Annotated in this window: 13 protein-coding genes and 3 rRNA genes; 9 read left to right on the forward strand and 7 right to left on the reverse strand. The window is 41.7% G+C overall.

Going from position 1 to position 19,993, the window contains the following annotated elements; translation table 11 throughout:
* Positions 1-78 precede the first annotated feature (78 nt).
* Entirely contained in the window at positions 79-1,485 is a 1,407-nt protein-coding gene (locus ACZ5WS_RS04970; protein WP_464710942.1) for a sigma-54-dependent transcriptional regulator, read from the forward strand.
* Here the strand turns inward: ACZ5WS_RS04970 and ACZ5WS_RS04975 are convergent.
* Complete coding sequence (locus ACZ5WS_RS04975) at positions 1,480-2,499, reverse strand: glycosyltransferase family 4 protein (protein WP_138606341.1); 1,020 nt, start codon at positions 2,497-2,499, stop codon at positions 1,480-1,482. The two genes, ACZ5WS_RS04970 and ACZ5WS_RS04975, sit on opposite strands and share 6 nt — an antisense overlap.
* A 21-nt stretch (positions 2,500-2,520) precedes the next feature.
* Between ACZ5WS_RS04975 and ACZ5WS_RS04980 the strand changes: the two genes are divergently transcribed.
* Positions 2,521-2,853 (forward strand): Hpt domain-containing protein, encoded by a 333-nt coding sequence (locus tag ACZ5WS_RS04980; RefSeq protein ID WP_138606343.1) that lies wholly within the window; start codon positions 2,521-2,523, stop codon positions 2,851-2,853.
* On the opposite strand, the gene ACZ5WS_RS04985 is transcribed toward ACZ5WS_RS04980, so the two are convergent.
* Positions 2,850-3,722, reverse strand: coding sequence for a gluconeogenesis factor YvcK family protein (locus ACZ5WS_RS04985; RefSeq protein WP_138606345.1), 873 nt, complete (start codon positions 3,720-3,722; stop codon positions 2,850-2,852). The genes ACZ5WS_RS04980 and ACZ5WS_RS04985 overlap by 4 nt on opposite strands.
* A gap of 168 nt (positions 3,723-3,890) precedes the next feature.
* Between ACZ5WS_RS04985 and ACZ5WS_RS04990 the strand changes: the two genes are divergently transcribed.
* Entirely contained in the window at positions 3,891-5,891 is a 2,001-nt protein-coding gene (locus ACZ5WS_RS04990) for an ATP-binding protein (RefSeq protein ID WP_464710944.1), read from the forward strand.
* Positions 5,892-5,951: 60 nt separating this feature from the next.
* Here the strand turns inward: ACZ5WS_RS04990 and ACZ5WS_RS04995 are convergent, their stop codons facing one another.
* Positions 5,952-6,812: a YicC/YloC family endoribonuclease gene (locus tag ACZ5WS_RS04995; RefSeq protein WP_290171337.1), complete on the reverse strand. Its 861-nt coding sequence runs from the start codon at positions 6,810-6,812 to the stop codon at positions 5,952-5,954.
* Positions 6,813-6,992: 180 nt separating this feature from the next.
* Between ACZ5WS_RS04995 and rph the strand changes: the two genes are divergently transcribed.
* The 6 genes from rph (at position 6,993) to ACZ5WS_RS05025 (ending at position 16,561) form a co-directional block, all read left to right on the forward strand.
* The gene (gene rph, locus ACZ5WS_RS05000; protein WP_008111261.1) at positions 6,993-7,706 is read left to right on the forward strand and encodes a ribonuclease PH; all 714 of its coding nucleotides are present in this window, start codon (positions 6,993-6,995) and stop codon (positions 7,704-7,706) included.
* Positions 7,707-7,720: 14 nt separating this feature from the next.
* On the forward strand, positions 7,721-8,365 hold the full coding sequence (gene pyrE, locus ACZ5WS_RS05005) for an orotate phosphoribosyltransferase (RefSeq protein ID WP_464710947.1): 645 nt from the start codon (positions 7,721-7,723) through the stop codon (positions 8,363-8,365).
* Between the two features lie 888 nt (positions 8,366-9,253).
* Positions 9,254-10,789, forward strand: a 16S ribosomal RNA gene (locus tag ACZ5WS_RS05010).
* 287 nt (positions 10,790-11,076) lie between these two features.
* Positions 11,077-13,961 (forward strand): 23S ribosomal RNA (locus tag ACZ5WS_RS05015).
* A 136-nt stretch (positions 13,962-14,097) separates the two neighbouring features.
* A 5S ribosomal RNA gene (gene rrf / locus ACZ5WS_RS05020) occupies positions 14,098-14,212 on the forward strand.
* The 16S, 23S and 5S rRNA genes sit together here, the layout of an rRNA operon.
* 852 nt (positions 14,213-15,064) lie before the next feature.
* On the forward strand, positions 15,065-16,561 hold the full coding sequence (locus tag ACZ5WS_RS05025; RefSeq protein WP_464710948.1) for an NAD(P)H-hydrate dehydratase: 1,497 nt from the start codon (positions 15,065-15,067) through the stop codon (positions 16,559-16,561).
* Positions 16,562-16,617: 56 nt separating this feature from the next.
* Here ACZ5WS_RS05025 and rnk read toward each other — a convergent pair whose 3' ends face one another.
* The 4 genes from rnk to ACZ5WS_RS05045 form a co-directional block, all read right to left on the reverse strand.
* A complete protein-coding gene (gene rnk, locus ACZ5WS_RS05030) occupies positions 16,618-17,031 on the reverse strand; it encodes a nucleoside diphosphate kinase regulator (RefSeq protein ID WP_054202664.1) in 414 nt (137 codons plus the stop codon).
* Positions 17,032-17,206: 175 nt separating this feature from the next.
* Entirely contained in the window at positions 17,207-18,856 is a 1,650-nt protein-coding gene (groL, locus tag ACZ5WS_RS05035; RefSeq protein WP_464710949.1) for a chaperonin GroEL, read from the reverse strand.
* 49 nt (positions 18,857-18,905) lie between these two features.
* Positions 18,906-19,193, reverse strand: a complete 288-nt coding sequence (locus ACZ5WS_RS05040) for a co-chaperone GroES (RefSeq protein ID WP_008113511.1) — start codon at positions 19,191-19,193, stop codon at positions 18,906-18,908.
* Between the two features lie 109 nt (positions 19,194-19,302).
* Entirely contained in the window at positions 19,303-19,782 is a 480-nt protein-coding gene (locus tag ACZ5WS_RS05045) for an FxsA family protein (protein WP_010391671.1), read from the reverse strand.
* Between the last annotated feature and the right edge of the window lie 211 nt (positions 19,783-19,993).

The following is a 19,993-nucleotide window of genomic DNA, read 5'->3' on the forward strand; positions in this document are numbered from 1 at the left end:
GTATAGTTAACTTAATATCCATAAGTTAATATTTTTTCTCTAAATAATTCTTAGCGAGTCGCTAAAAGGAATGGGATTATGCCACCAACAATACTGATTGTAGAAGACACCCAGTCGCTTGCTATGATGTATCAGTCTTATCTTTTACCAACAGGTGTAAACACACTAGTGGCAAATGATGGGGCAACCGCTCTTGATATTATTAATAAAATAAAACCCGATCTGATCGTACTCGATGTGATGTTACCCGATATGAACGGGCTAGATATTCTAGCTCAGCTAGAACCTGATAATTTTCCGCAAGTTGTTGTATTAACTGGGCATGCTACCAAAGAAATGGCGATTCAAGCGATTAAGTTAGGCGCTAGTGATTTTTTAGAAAAGCCTGTAGAGGCAGAACGTTTTCGTATAACCATTAACAACACTCTCAAAATAAAAGATTTAAAACAAACGGTTACCAAGTATAAAAATATTTATGAAAACGGTCGTTACTTTGACTTGATTGGTAGCTCCAAGCAAATGCAATCGGTGTATCAAGTTATTAGCTCTGCTGCAGCGAGTAAAGCCACGGTATTTATTACCGGTGAAAGTGGTACTGGCAAAGAGCTTTGTGCACGAGCAGTTCATCAAGCCTCTAATCGTGCCGACAAGCCCTTTGTTGCACTTAATTGTGCTGCTATCCCCAAAGATTTGATTGAAAGTGAAATATTTGGCCATTTAAAAGGTGCCTTCACTGGAGCAATTGCAAACCGCTTGGGTGCTGCAGGGCAGGCTGATGGGGGGACACTGTTTTTAGATGAGTTATGTGAAATGGATATTAATTTACAAAGTAAATTACTTCGTTTTATTCAAACAGGTACTTATCAACAAGTCGGTAGCGAAAAACAAGTTAAAGTTGATGTGAGGTTTGTTTGTGCTACCAACAGAAACCCGCTTGCTGAGGTTGAGGCCGGTCGATTTAGAGAAGATTTATATTACAGGCTGCACGTTATTCCTCTTGAGCTGCCACCACTTAGAGAGCGGGGCAGAGATATTATTGAAATAGCACAAGCGTTGTTTATTAAAATAGCCAAGGAAGAGCGGCACCCTTACAAAGGGATAACCGACGATGTGAAGCACTTTTTAGCACAATACGATTGGCCTGGTAACGTTAGGCAGCTAGAAAATGTGATCCGTAATATTTTAGTGCTTAACCCACAAGAGTGGATTGATGTATCTATGCTACCAGCATTGCCACAAAGCCCGCAAAAAGAGTCAGGTAATGAGGGGCAGGTTAAAGAGCAACATGCATCGTTACCAGTTCAAGAATTTGAAGAGTTACCGCAGGTTGAAAGTGAGGTTAAGGCTTTATGGATCGCCGAAAAAGAATATATAGAGCGGGTCATAAAAATATGCGCAACTAATATTCCTAAAGCTGCCGCTCTTTTAGATGTAAGTCCTTCAACCTTATACCGAAAAATTAAAGGGTGGGAAGAAAATTTATAATAATGTTTTTGCTGTATAAGCACTTTGCAGCAAGTTAAATTGTTTTCTACCTGAAAAACGCTCTTCAAGCATAGTGTATGCTGAGTGTGCCATTTCACTTTTTTGTATTGCCGGCAAGGCAAGTAATGCTTCTATCGATTGTTGGCACTCTAGTGTATTTGCTGATTTCATTAAAAAGCCATTAATTCCATTGTTTATAATGCTAGGAATAGCGCCCACAGGGCTGCTGATAATAATTTTATAATGCGCCATACTTTCTAGAAGCGTCATAGGCAGGCCTTCTTCTCTTGAACAAATAAGTAGGGCATCTAAATGTTGCCAAATATCATCTCGGGGTATTAAACCATGGTAATGAAGGTTGTCTAATTGTGGAATACGATCACGCATCGGGCCATCCCCAAAAAGGTGAAACTGTACCTGTTTATTAGTCTGCATACTTTCAGCTAACTCATAAAATATATCAGGGCCTTTTTCATAAGATAAGCGCCCAACAAACCCGACTCTAAGTAACGGTTGTGCAAAATCAGTGCTGGGAGGTTCGGCTATTGCGATGAAGTTTTCCAGTAATTGGGCGTTTTTAATTGTTTTACTAATTTTTTCAGACACTGCAAAGTTAGTTGATAACCAACTAAGCCATAAATCGAATTTGTTATACAGCCACATTTTTCCTGTACCAGCCTCTCCTGCATGGTAAGTGCTAACACAATGCTTATTTGTGATTTTACAAACCAAACGCCCTAAAATACCGGCTTTATAACCATGGGTGTGAATAACTGTATTGCGATCGTAACTGCGAAACCGCTTGATTAAACTAATGAGTGTACCTTGCAGAAAATCATACGGTATGCTTTGCTTATCAAGTAACTCATAAAATTCATTATTCCCATGATTCTTATAAAATAAAACCGAGCAACTAAGCTGGTTTTTGTTAAGCAGCTTGTATAACTCTATAATATGAGTTTCAATACCACCAATCATTGAAGAGTCTACAAACAATATAATCTGATTATTCACAATGAGCTCCAAAAGAAAATTATGATAGATACATCTGTAATAGAACAACTAAAGTATGATGTTGGTGATAGCACAGCCATTGAACTGATAAACGTTTTTGTTGATGAGTCTAAAAAGTTAGTGGCGCAAATGCTTTTCTCAACCGATGCCGCAGAAATTGAACTGTGCGCTCATAGCTTAAAAAGTAGCGGTTATAGTTTTGGTGCAACAAGATTAGCGCAAACGTGCCAGCTTATTGAGCAGCAAGTTAAGGTCAATGGTTTAAACACTGAGGTTGTAACCCTCTTAAAGTTAGCTGATGCACAAAGTAAAAAAACCTTCGAACATATGAGAGAACTTACCCAAAATCATTAAGCGTGTTTTTCAGTATTAAAAGAGCTTTTTAATAACTCTGAAAATACATTTTTTAGTTCATTAATATTATGTAAATGCTTGCCTGTTTCCTTACACTTCTCTCCCTGTTGTAAAATTTCAATAATGGCAGAAGGAGAAATACTTAAATCGTATACTTTAGTGGCGAGCTTCTTTTGTAACCAGTCAATGCCGGCAATTTTTGTATGTTGCATCACGCTGCTTTCTTGCGCTGTGTTTTCAATAAATACTCTACACGCAGAGGTTTTTTTTATTGCTTCAGTGATTTCTGTAATTAAAAAAGCAGGCATCACGCTAGTAATGATGCTACCTGGACCAATAATTATTAAATCGGCATCTAAAATAGCTTCAATAGTACCAGGTGCTGGCGGCACCGCTTTCGATAAGTAGATTGTACTTGGTAGTTCATTTAGAGCATCAATCGCGCATTCACCAAATACTTTTTCACCATTGTTTAGCTCGGCTACTAAATCTGTAGGTAGATCAGACATAGGCAAAACTGTCTCTTTATTTCCAAGCAAACGATTAAAAGCAGCAATAGCCTCAGTGGGAGACTGTGTTAGCTGGGTTAAACCCAATAGTGTTAAATTCCCTAAACTATGACCCGCCATATCGCCATGGATAAACCTATGCTCATACATAGCTTGGGCTTGCGTGCTTTCACCTGCAAGTTGAACACAGCAGCGCCTTATGTCACCTAAAGCGATACAATTTTGATCGGCTCTAATGCGACCGGTGCTACCACCATTATCGGTAGTTGCTACAATTGCTGTTAGGTTACTACATAAGGGTTTTATCGCACTTAACACTTGTGCTAATCCGTGACCACCACCAATACATACTATCTTCATGGTTATGCCTTTATGTATTTATTTATATTAATAAAGCAGAAATCATTCCACCCTGCCATAAAAATAACTCAATGATTTATATTAAATTTTGTTCTATATTAATTAGTCATAACATCGATTTTGGTATTATTTTGCAAAACGCGATGCATTTTAGCTGAGGGAATGAGTATGCAACGTAATGAATTAATTACGCTTACGGAACTACAGAAGCTGTTAGCGTTATTGCATCAGTGTGATGATGAAATTGATATTTTAGCTACTATGTCAGCTTTACTGCAGCCATTACTTCAATACCAAGACTGCATTGTTTTAAAAAAAACACATCATCATTTTTTAACTATAGGCACAACTAACATCGATTTTTATGAGAAAACTTGGCCACCATGTGCTGCATTTATTCAGGCTTTAAAAAAAGGTTACTCATTTAGTTGCAATCCATTGCCAGAACAATTAGTTACTTTATCAGCAGAGGCAAATAATCAGAATAAAAATACAGCGCTGTTAATCGGGATTGATACGGGTAAAGAACAATGCTTATTTATTTTCACTCATGTGAGTAACAAAATTAACCATAATGTTTTAGCTTCACACTCAATAATTTTATTTCTTCAGCAAGTATTCCACGCTTTTCTCCAATTAAATAAGTTACATGAACAAACTCATCAATCTGTTTTACTACTTGATAAATTTTCTCAGCTTTCTACTTTATTTAAAGAATTAGCAAGTGAGTGGTTTTGGCGAACCGAGCCTGATATGACTTTTACCAGCGTTAACAATCTGGAAAGGGAAGATAATACCTATGCGAAAACATTTATTAATAAAACCATAGAGTCTTTGCGCACTAAAAATGAGCAAAGAAACACACTAAAATGGCAAGCTTTTGCTGCTTTAATAGCTGAGCATGAGGATTTTAATGGTTTTGAGTTTGAGGTTAAGGCATCGACACCTTTGTGGGTATCGCTTAATGGTAAGTCGCAATTTGACGAAAACGGAAATTTCATTGGCTATTTAGGTATTGCCAAAGATATCACCGTCTCAAAAGAGCGAGAGACTGCACTTGAAAATGAAAAGCTTAAAGCTGAGGAAGCCAGTAAAACAAAAACAAAATTTTTAACCATCATGTCGCATGAAATAAGGACCCCCATGAATGCGATTATGGGGATGATAGAGTTATTAATAGATACCGATTTAACTCAAGAGCAACGCCAATGGTTGAATTATGCAAACTCTAGTGCTGATATTCTTTATGGATTAATTACCGACGTATTAGATTTTTCAAAAATTGAATCAGGGACTGTATTAATCGCCAATAAACCGCTAAATGTAAAACTGCTTATTGAGAACATCGTTGGGCAATTGCATATTATAGAAGACAGTGAAGATATTATTTTTTCAGTTTCGATTAATGATAATATCCCTACCTTTATTATGGGTGATGAATTTAGGCTGGGACAGATACTATTTAATCTCATTGGCAACGCATTTAAGTTCACTCGCTCAGGGCATATTGCATTATGTGTAAATATTGTAGATGACAACCTAAAATTTACTATTGAAGATTCAGGAGTAGGTATTGCAAAGAAAGATCTGAGTTTTATATTTCAGCCGTTTCGACAAGTTAACGAAGGTATAAATAGAAAAAATGAAGGAGTAGGATTAGGCCTCAGTATTTCAAAAAACCTAATCGAACTTATGGACGGCTCTATTAGTGTTGAAACTCAGCTAGGGCTAGGTAGTACGTTTACTATTTTACTGCCATTTAAAGAAGCGATTATTGATGAAATTAAACCCGATCTTTCATCAAAACAGCCTGTATTATCAGTTCTGGTTGCTGAAGATAATAAAACCAATCAAGTGCTTATTAAGGCGTTTTTACAAAAGCTAAATCACAAAGTCACGATTGCTAATGATGGAGTGGAAGCAATTGAGTTTATGAAACTCAAACATTTTGATTTAATTTTAATGGACATCATGATGCCGACCATGGATGGACTAAGCGCCACGCAGCATATTCGTCATGAGCTGTTAAGTGATATTCCTATTTTTGCACTAACCGCAAATGCTTCAACCGATGACAAGGCATCATGTTTTAAAGTAGGTGTTAATAAAGTGCTTACCAAGCCTATTAAGTTTGAAACCTTAAAAGCGTCTTTAAGTACGCTTTTATAGCCGGTAATAAAAAAGGCCGTAATTAGGAATAATCATGGCCTTTTCTAACGTTATAGTTTGTTATTCAATATTCTGAATTTGCTCACGCATTTGCTCTATCAATACTTTTAGCTCAACTGCAGCATTGGTGATGTCGCTGTTGATTGATTTAGAAGCTAGGGTATTTGCTTCACGGTTAAACTCTTGCATCATAAAATCTAAACGACGACCACAAGCGCCACCTTTACTCAAAATTTTGCGTGTTTCTTTAACGTGCGACTTTAAACGATCAAGCTCTTCTGCTACATCCTGCTTTTGTGCAAGGTAAATCAGCTCTTGTTCAAGGCGTGACTCATCAATATTTGTTGTTAAATCTTCAAGTTTTTGTACTAACTTTTCACGTTGCCATTTAGTAATTTCTGGCATGTGTGCTTCAACGATATTAACTTGTTCTAAAATGGCGGTTAATCGTGTAGCTATCATTTCTTCAAGGTTTGCACCTTCATCACCACGTGCAGATTTAAAGTCTTCAATTACTTGGTCAAGGCCAGTAATGAGTGCCGTATTTACACTATCCATATCAATTTCTTGCGCTTCCATAACGCCAGGCCAACGTAAAATATCAACAGGATTAATATCACCATTGCTTTGTTGTTGTACCCACTTAGCACTATTAATTAACTGCTCAGCAAGAGATTGATTAATTGATAATTCACCAACATGTGCAGGGTTTGCGACAAACTTTAAGAAAACTTCAACCTTACCACGCTGTAAATGCTTACGTAGACGCTCGCGGATAACGGGTTCCATGCCACGAAATTGCTCTGGTGCACGAATAAAGGTTTCAAGATAACGTTGGTTCACTGAGCGAACTTCCCACGTGCCAGTGCCCCATTCGCCTTTTATTTCGCGACGCGCATAAGCTGTCATACTGTGGATCATGGATGTTTTCCTACATTTTTAAATACAATATTACGGTTATTATACCGTAACACTGCTCAAGCTCTAAAGAAAATTTAACACTGCTGAGTGTTTTTTAAACACACTTTAATATAAATCAACATGGCATCTGTATTCACATCAACATATAATGTGGCAAATTCAGAATTAAGGGGATCGTCAATGCGTCCAAGCGAAAGAACACCTAATCAAATTAGACCGGTTACGTTTACACGTAATTATACTTTGCATGCTGAAGGTTCAGTATTAGTAGAGTTTGGCAACACTAAGGTACTTTGTACTGCGACAGTTGAGGCTGGCGTACCACGCTTTATGAAAGGCCAAGGTAAAGGTTGGGTAAACGCAGAATATGGCATGTTACCGCGCGCAACACATACACGTAATAGTCGTGAAGCAACGCGAGGTAAACAAGGCGGTCGTACAATGGAAATACAGCGTCTGATTGCTCGCTCTTTACGTGCAGCAATAGATCTAAAAGCACTCGGTGAAAACACAATTACTATTGATTGTGATGTAATTCAAGCTGATGGTGGTACACGTACAGCGTCTATCAGCGGTGCATGCGTTGCGCTAGTTGATGCACTAACGTATATGCGTGCAAAAGGGATGATTAACTCAAACCCACTTAAACATATGATCGCTGCTATTTCTGTTGGTATATATAAAGGCCAAGCGATTAGCGATTTAGAATACCTAGAAGATTCTGACGCTGAAACTGACATGAATGTAATTTTAACTGAAACCGGTAAAATTATTGAGGTACAAGGAACCGCTGAGGGTGAACCTTTCTCGTTTGACGAACTTGATGAGCTACTTACACTCGCTAAGCATTCAATTCGTGAAATTATTGATGTACAAAAGCAAGCACTAGCATAAATAGGTAACTGGCAATGAAAGAATATCAAAAAGAGTTTATTGAGTTTGCTTTAGAAAAGCAGGTATTAAAGTTTGGCGAGTTTACTTTAAAGTCTGGCCGTACTAGCCCTTACTTCTTTAATGCGGGCTTGTTTAATACAGGTCGTGACTTAGCGCGCTTAGGTCGCTTTTATGCAGCGGCACTTGAAGATGCAGCAATTGAATATGATGTACTATTTGGTCCAGCTTATAAAGGTATTCCAATTGCAACAACAACCGCAGTTGCGTTAGCAGATCATTATAATAAAGATGTACCTTATTGCTTTAACCGTAAAGAGAAAAAAGCACACGGTGAAGGTGGTAGCTTAGTTGGATCTGAACTTAAAGGTAAGATCATGTTAGTTGATGATGTGATCACCGCCGGTACAGCTATTCGCGAGTCAATGGAAATAATTGCGGATAATGGCGCAGATTTAAGTGGTGTTTTAATTGCACTTGATCGTCAAGAAAAAGGTAAAGCAGAGCTTTCTGCTATACAAGAAGTAGAACGTGACTTTAATACCCACGTTACTTCTATCGTTAAATTGGCTGATTTAATTAGTTACCTAGAGCTCCAAGGAACTATGGATGAGCATTTAGCCGCGGTAAAAGCTTACCGGGATCAATACGGTGTAGCATAAATAGTAGCCTCGCAAATGCGGGGCTTTATTTTGCCTAAAATAGAGCAACAGTAACTCCTACTTATATTAAGGCTTTGCTAATACATATAAACAAAAGCCACCTTCAGGTAGACACTATTAACAGCCGTGACTTTATAAATACTGTGGCATCACTCTTACCTACTTCAATTCACCGTAGTAACATTTACAAAAGTTAGCTGCAGCGTCTTATTTTCCAGACTTTGTTATATATGGGATCTATTCGGGTAGATTATTGCTAGTGATCATTATGATCATCTTAGTTATGAGTGTTTTAATAAAGCTTATTCAAGTTGATACAATGATTAAAGGCTTAAGTTTCGCGTTTATTGTTAATAAATTGATAGTTATGTTGTGTTTTTAGTACCTATCGTTCAAATATCCAGCGAACAGTCATTTATTTCAAGTTTTCTTCAAAAAAGGGTTGATCTGTTTTCGGATCTCCCTATAATGCGACCCCACTGAGACGGCAGAGCGCAACGCATAGCGAGGCACGAGCAACTCAGTGAGTCGAGTAAAACTTAGTTCTGAAAACTTTCAAGTTTAACAAAATTAAGTGTTGACAAAAAAATAGGAAAGCGTAATATGCGCAGCCCTAGCGAGATAAAGTTTAACGCTTTAATCGCAACGTTCTTTAACAATATAAAGCAATCATCTGTGTGGGCACTCGTACAGATTGAGTTCTAACAGCCAAGCTTAGTTTACTAAGTGAGGCAAACAAATTTAGAGTCTCAATTGAAACTGAGTGACCAACAGCAATAACTTACTTAGGTTTTACTTAAGGAAAGAATTGCAGCACAGTCAATTCAATATCGAAAGATATTAAATAAATTCAGAATTCATTGAGCTGTCGAAAGACATAAAACTTTTTAATTGAAGAGTTTGATCATGGCTCAGATTGAACGCTGGCGGCAGGCCTAACACATGCAAGTCGAGCGGTAACAGAAAGTAGCTTGCTACTTTGCTGACGAGCGGCGGACGGGTGAGTAATGCTTGGGAACATGCCTTGAGGTGGGGGACAACAGTTGGAAACGACTGCTAATACCGCATAATGTCTACGGACCAAAGGGGGCTTCGGCTCTCGCCTTTAGATTGGCCCAAGTGGGATTAGCTAGTTGGTGAGGTAATGGCTCACCAAGGCGACGATCCCTAGCTGGTTTGAGAGGATGATCAGCCACACTGGGACTGAGACACGGCCCAGACTCCTACGGGAGGCAGCAGTGGGGAATATTGCACAATGGGCGCAAGCCTGATGCAGCCATGCCGCGTGTGTGAAGAAGGCCTTCGGGTTGTAAAGCACTTTCAGTCAGGAGGAAAGGTTAGTAGTTAATACCTGCTAGCTGTGACGTTACTGACAGAAGAAGCACCGGCTAACTCCGTGCCAGCAGCCGCGGTAATACGGAGGGTGCGAGCGTTAATCGGAATTACTGGGCGTAAAGCGTACGCAGGCGGTTTGTTAAGCGAGATGTGAAAGCCCCGGGCTCAACCTGGGAACTGCATTTCGAACTGGCAAACTAGAGTGTGATAGAGGGTGGTAGAATTTCAGGTGTAGCGGTGAAATGCGTAGAGATCTGAAGGAATACCGATGGCGAAGGCAGCCACCTGGGTCAACACTGACGCTCATGTACGAAAGCGTGGGGAGCAAACAGGATTAGATACCCTGGTAGTCCACGCCGTAAACGATGTCTACTAGAAGCTCGGAACCTCGGTTCTGTTTTTCAAAGCTAACGCATTAAGTAGACCGCCTGGGGAGTACGGCCGCAAGGTTAAAACTCAAATGAATTGACGGGGGCCCGCACAAGCGGTGGAGCATGTGGTTTAATTCGATGCAACGCGAAGAACCTTACCTACACTTGACATACAGAGAACTTACTAGAGATAGTTTGGTGCCTTCGGGAACTCTGATACAGGTGCTGCATGGCTGTCGTCAGCTCGTGTTGTGAGATGTTGGGTTAAGTCCCGCAACGAGCGCAACCCCTATCCTTAGTTGCTAGCAGGTAATGCTGAGAACTCTAAGGAGACTGCCGGTGATAAACCGGAGGAAGGTGGGGACGACGTCAAGTCATCATGGCCCTTACGTGTAGGGCTACACACGTGCTACAATGGCGCATACAGAGTGCTGCGAACTCGCGAGAGTAAGCGAATCACTTAAAGTGCGTCGTAGTCCGGATTGGAGTCTGCAACTCGACTCCATGAAGTCGGAATCGCTAGTAATCGCGTATCAGAATGACGCGGTGAATACGTTCCCGGGCCTTGTACACACCGCCCGTCACACCATGGGAGTGGGTTGCTCCAGAAGTAGATAGTCTAACCCTCGGGAGGACGTTTACCACGGAGTGATTCATGACTGGGGTGAAGTCGTAACAAGGTAGCCCTAGGGGAACCTGGGGCTGGATCACCTCCTTATACGATTTAGAACTTATTTGTTCGTAGTGTCCACACAGATGATTGTTAGTTAGTTTTACCCTCTGGGTTAACTAATTAATATGCTCTTTAAAAATTTGGAAAAGCTGATAATAAAATTCGTATGAATACATTGTATTTGTACAGAGTTTTCAAAAGTAAAAAAGAATGATAGCAGTATCATTCAGTGCCAATTTAATCTTCGGATTAATTGGTATCTACTTTAGTATTCAATATTAACTTCTGGCGAAGTTAAACTGTCACGAAACAAAGACCCGTTTGGGTTGTATGGTTAAGTGACTAAGCGTACACGGTGGATGCCTTGGCAGTTGGAGGCGATGAAGGACGTATTAACTTGCGATAAGCCTAGTCAAGCTAGTAAAAAGCACTTGAGACTAGGATTTCCGAATGGGGAAACCCACCTGCTTGCAGGTATCGTTAACTGAATACATAGGTTAACGAGGCGAACGCGGAGAACTGAAACATCTAAGTACCCGTAGGAAAAGAAATCAACCGAGATTCCGATAGTAGCGGCGAGCGAAATCGGAACAGCCCTTAAGCTTATTATGTGTTAATGGAAGGCTCTGGAAAGTGCCACGATACAGGGTGATAGTCCCGTACATGAAAATGCATTTTAAGTGAAATCGAGTAGGTCGGAGCACGTGAAACTTTGACTGAATATAGGTGGACCATCATCTAAGGCTAAATACTCCCAACTGACCGATAGTGAACCAGTACCGTGAGGGAAAGGCGAAAAGAACCCCTGTGAGGGGAGTGAAATAGAACCTGAAACCGTGTACGTACAAGCAGTAGGAGCCCCTCGAGGGTGACTGCGTACCTTTTGTATAATGGGTCAGCGACTTATATTTTGTAGCGAGGTTAACCGATTAGGGTAGCCGTAGGGAAACCGAGTCTTAACTGGGCGAATAGTTGCAAGGTATAGACCCGAAACCCGGTGATCTAGCCATGGGCAGGTTGAAGATTGAGTAACATCAATTGGAGGACCGAACCCACTAACGTTGAAAAGTTAGGGGATGACCTGTGGTTAGGAGTGAAAGGCTAATCAAACCGGGAGATAGCTGGTTCTCCCCGAAATCTATTTAGGTAGAGCCTCGGACGAATACTTACGGGGGTAGAGCACTGTTAAGGCTAGGGGGTCATCCCGACTTACCAACCCTTTGCAAACTCCGAATACCGTAAAGTAATATCCGGGAGACACACGGCGGGTGCTAACGTCCGTCGTGAAGAGGGAAACAACCCAGACCGCCAGCTAAGGTCCCAAAGTCATAGTTAAGTGGGAAACGATGTGGAAAGGCCCAGACAGCCAGGAGGTTGGCTTAGAAGCAGCCATCCTTTAAAGAAAGCGTAATAGCTCACTGGTCGAGTCGGTCTGCGCGGAAGATGTAACGGGGCTAAACTATGCACCGAAGCTGCGGATTCAGAATTTATTCTGAGTGGTAGGGGAGCGTTCTGTAAGCGGTTGAAGGTGTACCGGGAGGTATGCTGGACGTATCAGAAGTGCGAATGCTGACATGAGTAACGATAATGCGGGTGAAAAACCCGCACGCCGGAAGACCAAGGGTTCCTATCCCATGTTAATCAGGGTAGGGTAAGTCGACCCCTAAGGCGAGGCCGAAAGGCGTAGTCGATGGGAAACGGATTAATATTTCCGTACTTGGTATAATTGCGATGGGGGGACGGAGCAGGCTAAGCAAGCATGGCGATGGTAGTCCATGTGAAAGTGTGTAGGCTAGTGACTTAGGTAAATCCGGGTTACTGTTAGGCTGAGACACGAGACGAGTCACCACGGTGATGAAGTTGCTGATGCCATACTTCCAGGAAAAGCCTCTAAGCTTCAGATTATACCGAATCGTACCCCAAACCGACACAGGTGGTCAGGTAGAGAATACTAAGGCGCTTGAGAGAACTCGGGTGAAGGAACTAGGCAAAATCGTACCGTAACTTCGGGAGAAGGTACGCTCCGATTGGTGATGAGACTTGCTCTCTAAGCTGATTGGAGCCGCAGTGACCAGGTGGCTGGGACTGTTTATTAAAAACACAGCACTGTGCAAAATCGCAAGATGACGTATACGGTGTGACACCTGCCCGGTGCCGGAAGGTTAATTGATGGGGTTATCTTCGGAGAAGCTCTTGATCGAAGCCCCGGTAAACGGCGGCCGTAACTATAACGGTCCTAAGGTAGCGAAATTCCTTGTCGGGTAAGTTCCGACCTGCACGAATGGTGTAACCATGGCCACGCTGTCTCCACCCGAGACTCAGTGAAATTGAAATCGCAGTGAAGATGCTGTGTACCCGCGGCTAGACGGAAAGACCCCGTGAACCTTTACTACAGCTTGGCACTGAACATTGAACCTACATGTGTAGGATAGGTGGGAGACTTTGAAGCAGAGACGCTAGTTTTTGTGGAGTCGTCCTTGAAATACCACCCTTGTAGTTTTGATGTTCTAACGTTGGCCCCTGAATCGGGGTTACGGACAGTGCCTGGTGGGTAGTTTGACTGGGGCGGTCTCCTCCCAAAGAGTAACGGAGGAGCACGAAGGTTGGCTAAGTACGGTCGGACATCGTACGGTTAGTGTAATGGTAGAAGCCAGCTTAACTGCGAGACAGACACGTCGAGCAGGTACGAAAGTAGGTCATAGTGATCCGGTGGTTCTGAATGGAAGGGCCATCGCTCAACGGATAAAAGGTACTCCGGGGATAACAGGCTGATACCGCCCAAGAGTTCATATCGACGGCGGTGTTTGGCACCTCGATGTCGGCTCATCACATCCTGGGGCTGAAGTCGGTCCCAAGGGTATGGCTGTTCGCCATTTAAAGTGGTACGCGAGCTGGGTTTAGAACGTCGTGAGACAGTTCGGTCCCTATCTGCCGTGGGCGTTTGAGAATTGAGAGGGGTTGCTCCTAGTACGAGAGGACCGGAGTGAACGAACCGCTGGTGTTCGGGTTGTCATGCCAATGGCATTGCCCGGTAGCTACGTTCGGAACTGATAAGCGCTGAAAGCATCTAAGCGCGAAGCAGGCCTTGAGATGAGTTCTCACTAGACTTTTAAAGTCTCTGAAGGGCCGTTGAAGACTACAACGTTGATAGGCAAGATGTGGAAGTGGTGTGAGCCATTAAGCTAACTTGTACTAATTACCCGTGAGGCTTAACCATACAACGCCAAACGCGTTTTATGTGATAGTGAAACAAGCGAAGAAGTTAATAGACTAAAGTAGATTACTGAAAACTTTATTATCAGAAATTCCAAATTTTAGTTAGTGCGTAGTAATACGGACTGACACCAAATTTGCTTGGTGACAATAGCGTTTTGGACCCACCTGACCCCATGCCGAACTCAGTAGTGAAACGAAACAGCGCCGATGATAGTGTAGCATTTGTTATGTGAAAGTAGGTCATTACCAGGCTCCAAATAAGAGAAACCCGTTACAGCAATGTAGCGGGTTTTTTGCTGTTTGGGATTTAATAAAAATAGCCAAGACCCTATGCCGAACTCGGTAGTGAAACGAAACAGCTCGAAGGCGAGCCCCGGACAAGGCCGCCCCGACACAATGATAGTATCCCATTTGCTATGTGAAAGTAGGACATTCTACTGCGTAGCGCACCGATTCCAAATACAAGAAAGCCCGACTCGAAAGAGTCGGGCTTTTTTACGTCTGCAGGAAAGTGAAAATATTAGCTATCAGCCGTCAGCTATCAGTTGCACAGCGTTAACCTGACCATCGTAGCGTGGGTTGAATATCTCGAAACCCACGGATAAAAGAACACGAAGAACACGACAGAGGATGAGAGCGTAGCATTTGTTATGTGGCTCTCTCCATCGCTGTGGGCACTAAGACATTCTACTGCGTTGTCGCTACGAAGTAGCGCACCGACTCCAAATACAAGAAAGCCCGACTCGAAAGAGCCGGGCTTTTTTACGTCTGCAGAAAAGTGAAAAACAAATGTAAAAGGTTAAAGGTATTAGGCTAAAGGAAGATAATTGATCAGAGCCGATTCCAGGACATACTACTTTGCTGTCGCTTCGAAGTAGCACACCGACTCCAAATGTAAGAGAAGTGCAAAGCATTCGGCTTTAGGTAAAATAAGCCCTGCTTTACGCTGACCTCCTATTAACTTCTCTTGTATGGTGATCCTCGTTATATAAAGTTAATAGATCCTTAAATAAAGCCTTATAGATTACATAACTATGTTTTACTTGAAAAAGAATTTATAAAGCCCAAAATGAAATTAGGTATTCTTATTAAATTGAGCTGTTTATGTCATTACTACTAACGTCACCTAAGTACGAGCAATGGACCTATTTGTCAAAACAAATAAAAGGGTATGAAGAACAAGCAGTTCATGCTACCGGCGCAGACCTTTACACGCTGATGCAGCGTGCCGCGGAAGCTGTTTTTTGCTGTTGGAAAACCTTTAATGCAAAACAAACGTTAGTTATTACAGGTAATGGAAATAATGCCGGAGATGGTTATGAGGTAGCTCGGTTAATCAAACAAGCAGATCGGCATGTAGTTGTTTGCGCGATTAATCCGAATAAAGCTTTATCCGGAGATGCAGCAAAAGCACAAAAGCAATGGATTGATGCCGGTGGTGAAATTTGTAACTTTAGCGCTGATGTACTCGATGAGTGTGATGTGATAATTGATGCATTACTCGGCACTGGTCTTGAGAATACGGTACGCGATAATGTTGCTACTATTATTAAAGCGGTGAATGAAAGCACTAAACCAATCCTGAGTATTGATGTACCGTCAGGTATTAATGCAGATACAGGCTGTCCTCAAGGAACAGCCATTATGGCCAGCAAAACAATGACATTAGTTGGGATAAAGCAAGGACTTACCACGACTAAAGGAAAGCAGCATGCCGGGCAGTTGTATTTCGATGAGTTAGGTATTGGCGAGCAATTTATGAAATTAGCCACCCCTTCTGCTCAGATTATCAATATAGACAGCTTTAAACCTTTGCCTGAGCGCTCAGTGAGCAGCCATAAAGGTAGTCATGGAAAATTATTATGTATAGGAGGAAACCACGGCTCTGCAGGAGCTATTAGATTAAGTGCTGAAAGTGGATTAAGGTCTGGTGCTGGAATGGTGAAAGTGTATACCCATGAGCATGCCGTTTTACCTGTGAGCATCGGGCGACCAGAGCTTATGGTAACTAGTGAACATTTGGATGATGCTTTAGCATGGTCAACGTGTGTAGTTATCGGTCCAGGTTTAGGCCAAGATGAATGGGCCCAAAAAACCTTTGAGCAGGCAATTCGTTATTGCCAGCAAAACAATATCCCTACTGTTATTGATGCAGACGCCTTAAACTTATTAGCTAAACAACCATCTTCTCATAAATTAAATAATACCGTGCTAACGCCTCATCCTGCAGAGGCTGCACGGTTATTAAACTTAACTACCTCTGAGGTTGAGTCTGATCGTTTTTACTATGCTCGACAATGTGCGACCAACTTCGCAGCGACCTCTATTTTAAAGGGCGCAGGTACGCTAATCGATAATACCGAGCATACTTGGATATGTGAAAATGGTAACCCTGGTTTGGCTGTAGGAGGAAGTGGTGATGTGCTTAGTGGTATAATTGGGGCGTTAATGGCTCAAGGATTAAATACCAGTGAGGCAGCATGTTATGGCGTTGTGTTACATGCAAAGGCGGGTGATAGAGCCTGTGAACAATCAGGGCAAAGAGGAATGTTAGCCAGTGACTTATTTGCGCATGTAAGAGCACTGATCAATCATAAATAGTAAAAGCAGCAGTGACTGGCTGTGCTAGCTAATGTCTTCGCTGCTTGTTTTGGCTACTATCTGTGAAGCTCACCAGCTCTTTCAGGCTGATAAGTAACTTCTTTGATGGTTACTGTTACTAATCCACCGCCAGGCTTTGGCCATTCAATTTGATCTCCTTGTGAAAGGCCAAGTAATGCACTACCTACAGGGGCTAAGATTGATATTTTGTCGCCAATTGAATCAATATTTTTTGGGTAAACAAGCGTTAAAGTAAACTCTTCGCCTGTAGATTCAACAACAAAGTTCACAGTTGAATTCATGGTTACCACGGTTGCGGGAACTTCGTGCGGCTCAACTATGCTGGCTCGTGCAAGTTCTGCTTCAAGTTCTTTTTCACCCGCAAAGCTGTTTGCAGGCAACGACTCCATCAGTGCATACAACCTATCTGCATCCAGCGATGAAATGATAATTTCAGGTTTTGTATTCAACTTAATATCCTTAATCATGTTAAATAAAATTTACTCTGGTATAGCTTGCAGGAACTCAGTTGCATTGGAATACACTGAGTTAATTTTATTGTTGTTTAGTGAATTTATTTTATCTCTATTGCTAAAAACCCAGCCGAAGCTGGGTTTTTATTTGAGCTAAGTGTTTAGGGGATGATTACATCATGCCGCCCATTCCACCCATGCCGCCCATGCCACCCATATCAGGTGCACCAGCTGCTTCTTCTTTAGGAATTTCAGCAACCATAGCCTCTGTAGTGATCATTAGACCAGCAATCGATCCTGCAAATTGTAATGCAGAGCGCGTTACTTTCGTTGGATCTAGGATGCCCATTTCAATCATGTCGCTGTATTCGCCAGTGGCTGCATTGTAACCGTAGTTACCTTCTCCGCCTTTAACTGCGTTAATAACAACTGATGCTTCATCGCCTGCGTTTGTAACGATTTGACGAAGTGGTGCTTCCATCGCACGAAGTGCCACTTTAATACCGTGGTTTTGGTCTTCATTGTCGCCAAGTAGCTCAACTAGCTTGCTAGCAGCACGTACTAATGCAACACCACCACCTGGTACTACACCTTCTTCAACCGCTGCGCGAGTTGCATGTAATGCATCTTCAACACGGTCTTTTTTCTCTTTCATTTCAATTTCAGTAGCGGCACCTACTTTGATTACAGCAACACCGCCAGCTAACTTAGCCATGCGCTCTTGTAGCTTTTCTTTATCGTAGTCTGAAGTCGCTTCTTCAATTTGTGCTTTGATTTGAGCAACACGGCCGTTGATACCGTCTTCTTCACCAGCACCATCAATGATTGTTGTATCATCTTTAGTGATTACTACGCGCTTAGCTGTACCTAAGTCTTCAACTGTTGCTTTTTCAAGTTCAAGGCCGATTTCTTCAGAAATTACAGTACCGCCAGTTAATACCGCGATATCCTGTAGCATTGCTTTACGACGATCGCCAAAGCCAGGTGCTTTAACTGCTGATACTTTTACAATACCACGCATGTTATTCACTACTAGTGTCGCTAACGCTTCACCTTCAAGGTCTTCTGCGATGATTAGTAGAGGCTTGCTTGCTTTTGCAACCGCTTCTAATGTTGGTAATAATTCACGGATGTTAGATATTTTTTTATCTACAAGTAAGATAAATGGGTTATCTAGTTCAACTGCGCCTTTTTCAGCGTTGTTGATGAAGTATGGAGATAAGTAACCACGATCAAACTGCATGCCTTCTACAACATCTAGTTCGTTTTCAAGTGATTGACCTTCTTCAACAGTGATAACACCAGTATTACGGCCTACTTTTTCCATTGCATCAGCAATAATTTCACCAATCTCTTTATCAGAGTTAGCTGAAATAGTACCTACTTGTGCAATTGCTTTAGTATCAGCACATGGAACAGAAAGAGCTTTAAGTTCTGCTGTTGCAGCAATGATTGCTTTATCAATACCGCGCTTAAGATCCATTGGGTTCATACCCGCAGCAACCGCTTTAAGACCTTCGTTAACAATAGATTGAGCAAGCACGGTTGCGGTAGTGGTACCGTCACCAGCAGCATCATTTGCTTTAGACGCTACTTCTTTAACCATTTGTGCGCCCATGTTTTCAAACTTGTCTTCAAGTTCGATTTCTTTAGCTACAGAAACACCATCTTTAGTGATTACTGGAGAGCCAAATGATTTGTCTAGTACAACGTTACGACCTTTAGGGCCCAATGTTACTTTTACTGCGTTTGCTAAAATGTTTACTCCAGTTAGCATTTTTGCACGTGCGTCGCCTGCAAACAGTACTTCTTTTGCTGCCATGTTTAATTTCCTCTAAATTCTTAAAATGTGTGTTAAACGAAAAGTAGGTTTAGCCTACAATGCCTAAAATATTATCTTCACGCATGATCAGGTATTCTTGACCTTCGATCTTTTCAGTTTTTTCAACATATGAGCCAAATAACACAGTGTCACCGGCTTTCACTTCTAACGCGCGAACGTCACCATTTTCTAAAACGCGACCATTACCTACGGCAACAACTTCTCCACGAGTTGATTTTTCAGCTGCAGAGCCAGTTAATACAATACCGCCAGCAGACTTGGTTTCTTCTTCTAGACGCTTGATGATTACGCGATCTTGTAAAGGACGAATGTTCATGTTTTTAGTTCTCCTAACAGTTTCTGAACAGTACAGAAAAAAGTGTATCTAATTTGCTTTCATTAATGGGGGTAGAGTGAAAAATTCCAAGAGAAAAAATGATAAATTTTTAATCTTTTCGCTCGTATTCACCATCTATAGTATTGGGACGGTTTTCATCTTGCTCATGATGCATTGATTGATGAGGTTGTGAAAATCCTGAAGTACCCGTTTGGTGCATACTAGCGCTCATTCTCACCGTTGCCTGGCTGGCAAGTCCTGCGGCTAATTTATTGCGAATAGCTGGAGTAAGAAGCAGTAAGCCAAATACATCCGTCATAATGCCGGGTGTTAATAAAAGTACGCCAGCAATAATCACGCAAATACCAGTAAACAACTCTTTAGCCGGCATTTGCCCTTGAGCCATTTGCACTTGTACGTTTTGTAGTGCGCCCATTCCTTGCTGTTTCACCATTTTCGCACCCACAATAGCAGTTAGTACCACCAAAGCGATTGTTGCGAAGCCACCTATAACGTCACTAACCTGAATTAGTAAAGCAATTTCAATAATAGGGATGATGATAAACAGTAAAAATAAAATTCTAAACATAAGACTCTCTAAAAATGACACCCATTAAGGTGCTAATGAAATATAAGTGAGGGTTGTCGGGTCTATTTTCAAGCTAATAAGAGTAAGTAATCAACTCTAATGTTAGTAAAATTATAGCTAGTGGGTTTAAGTCACTTGACTGCAAAGACCCAAAATGTTGGTAGAGTTCGTGTCTACACATTACACCCGCTATCAGCTACTATGGGGCTAG

This window comes from Pseudoalteromonas sp. 11L1, from assembly GCF_055397545.1.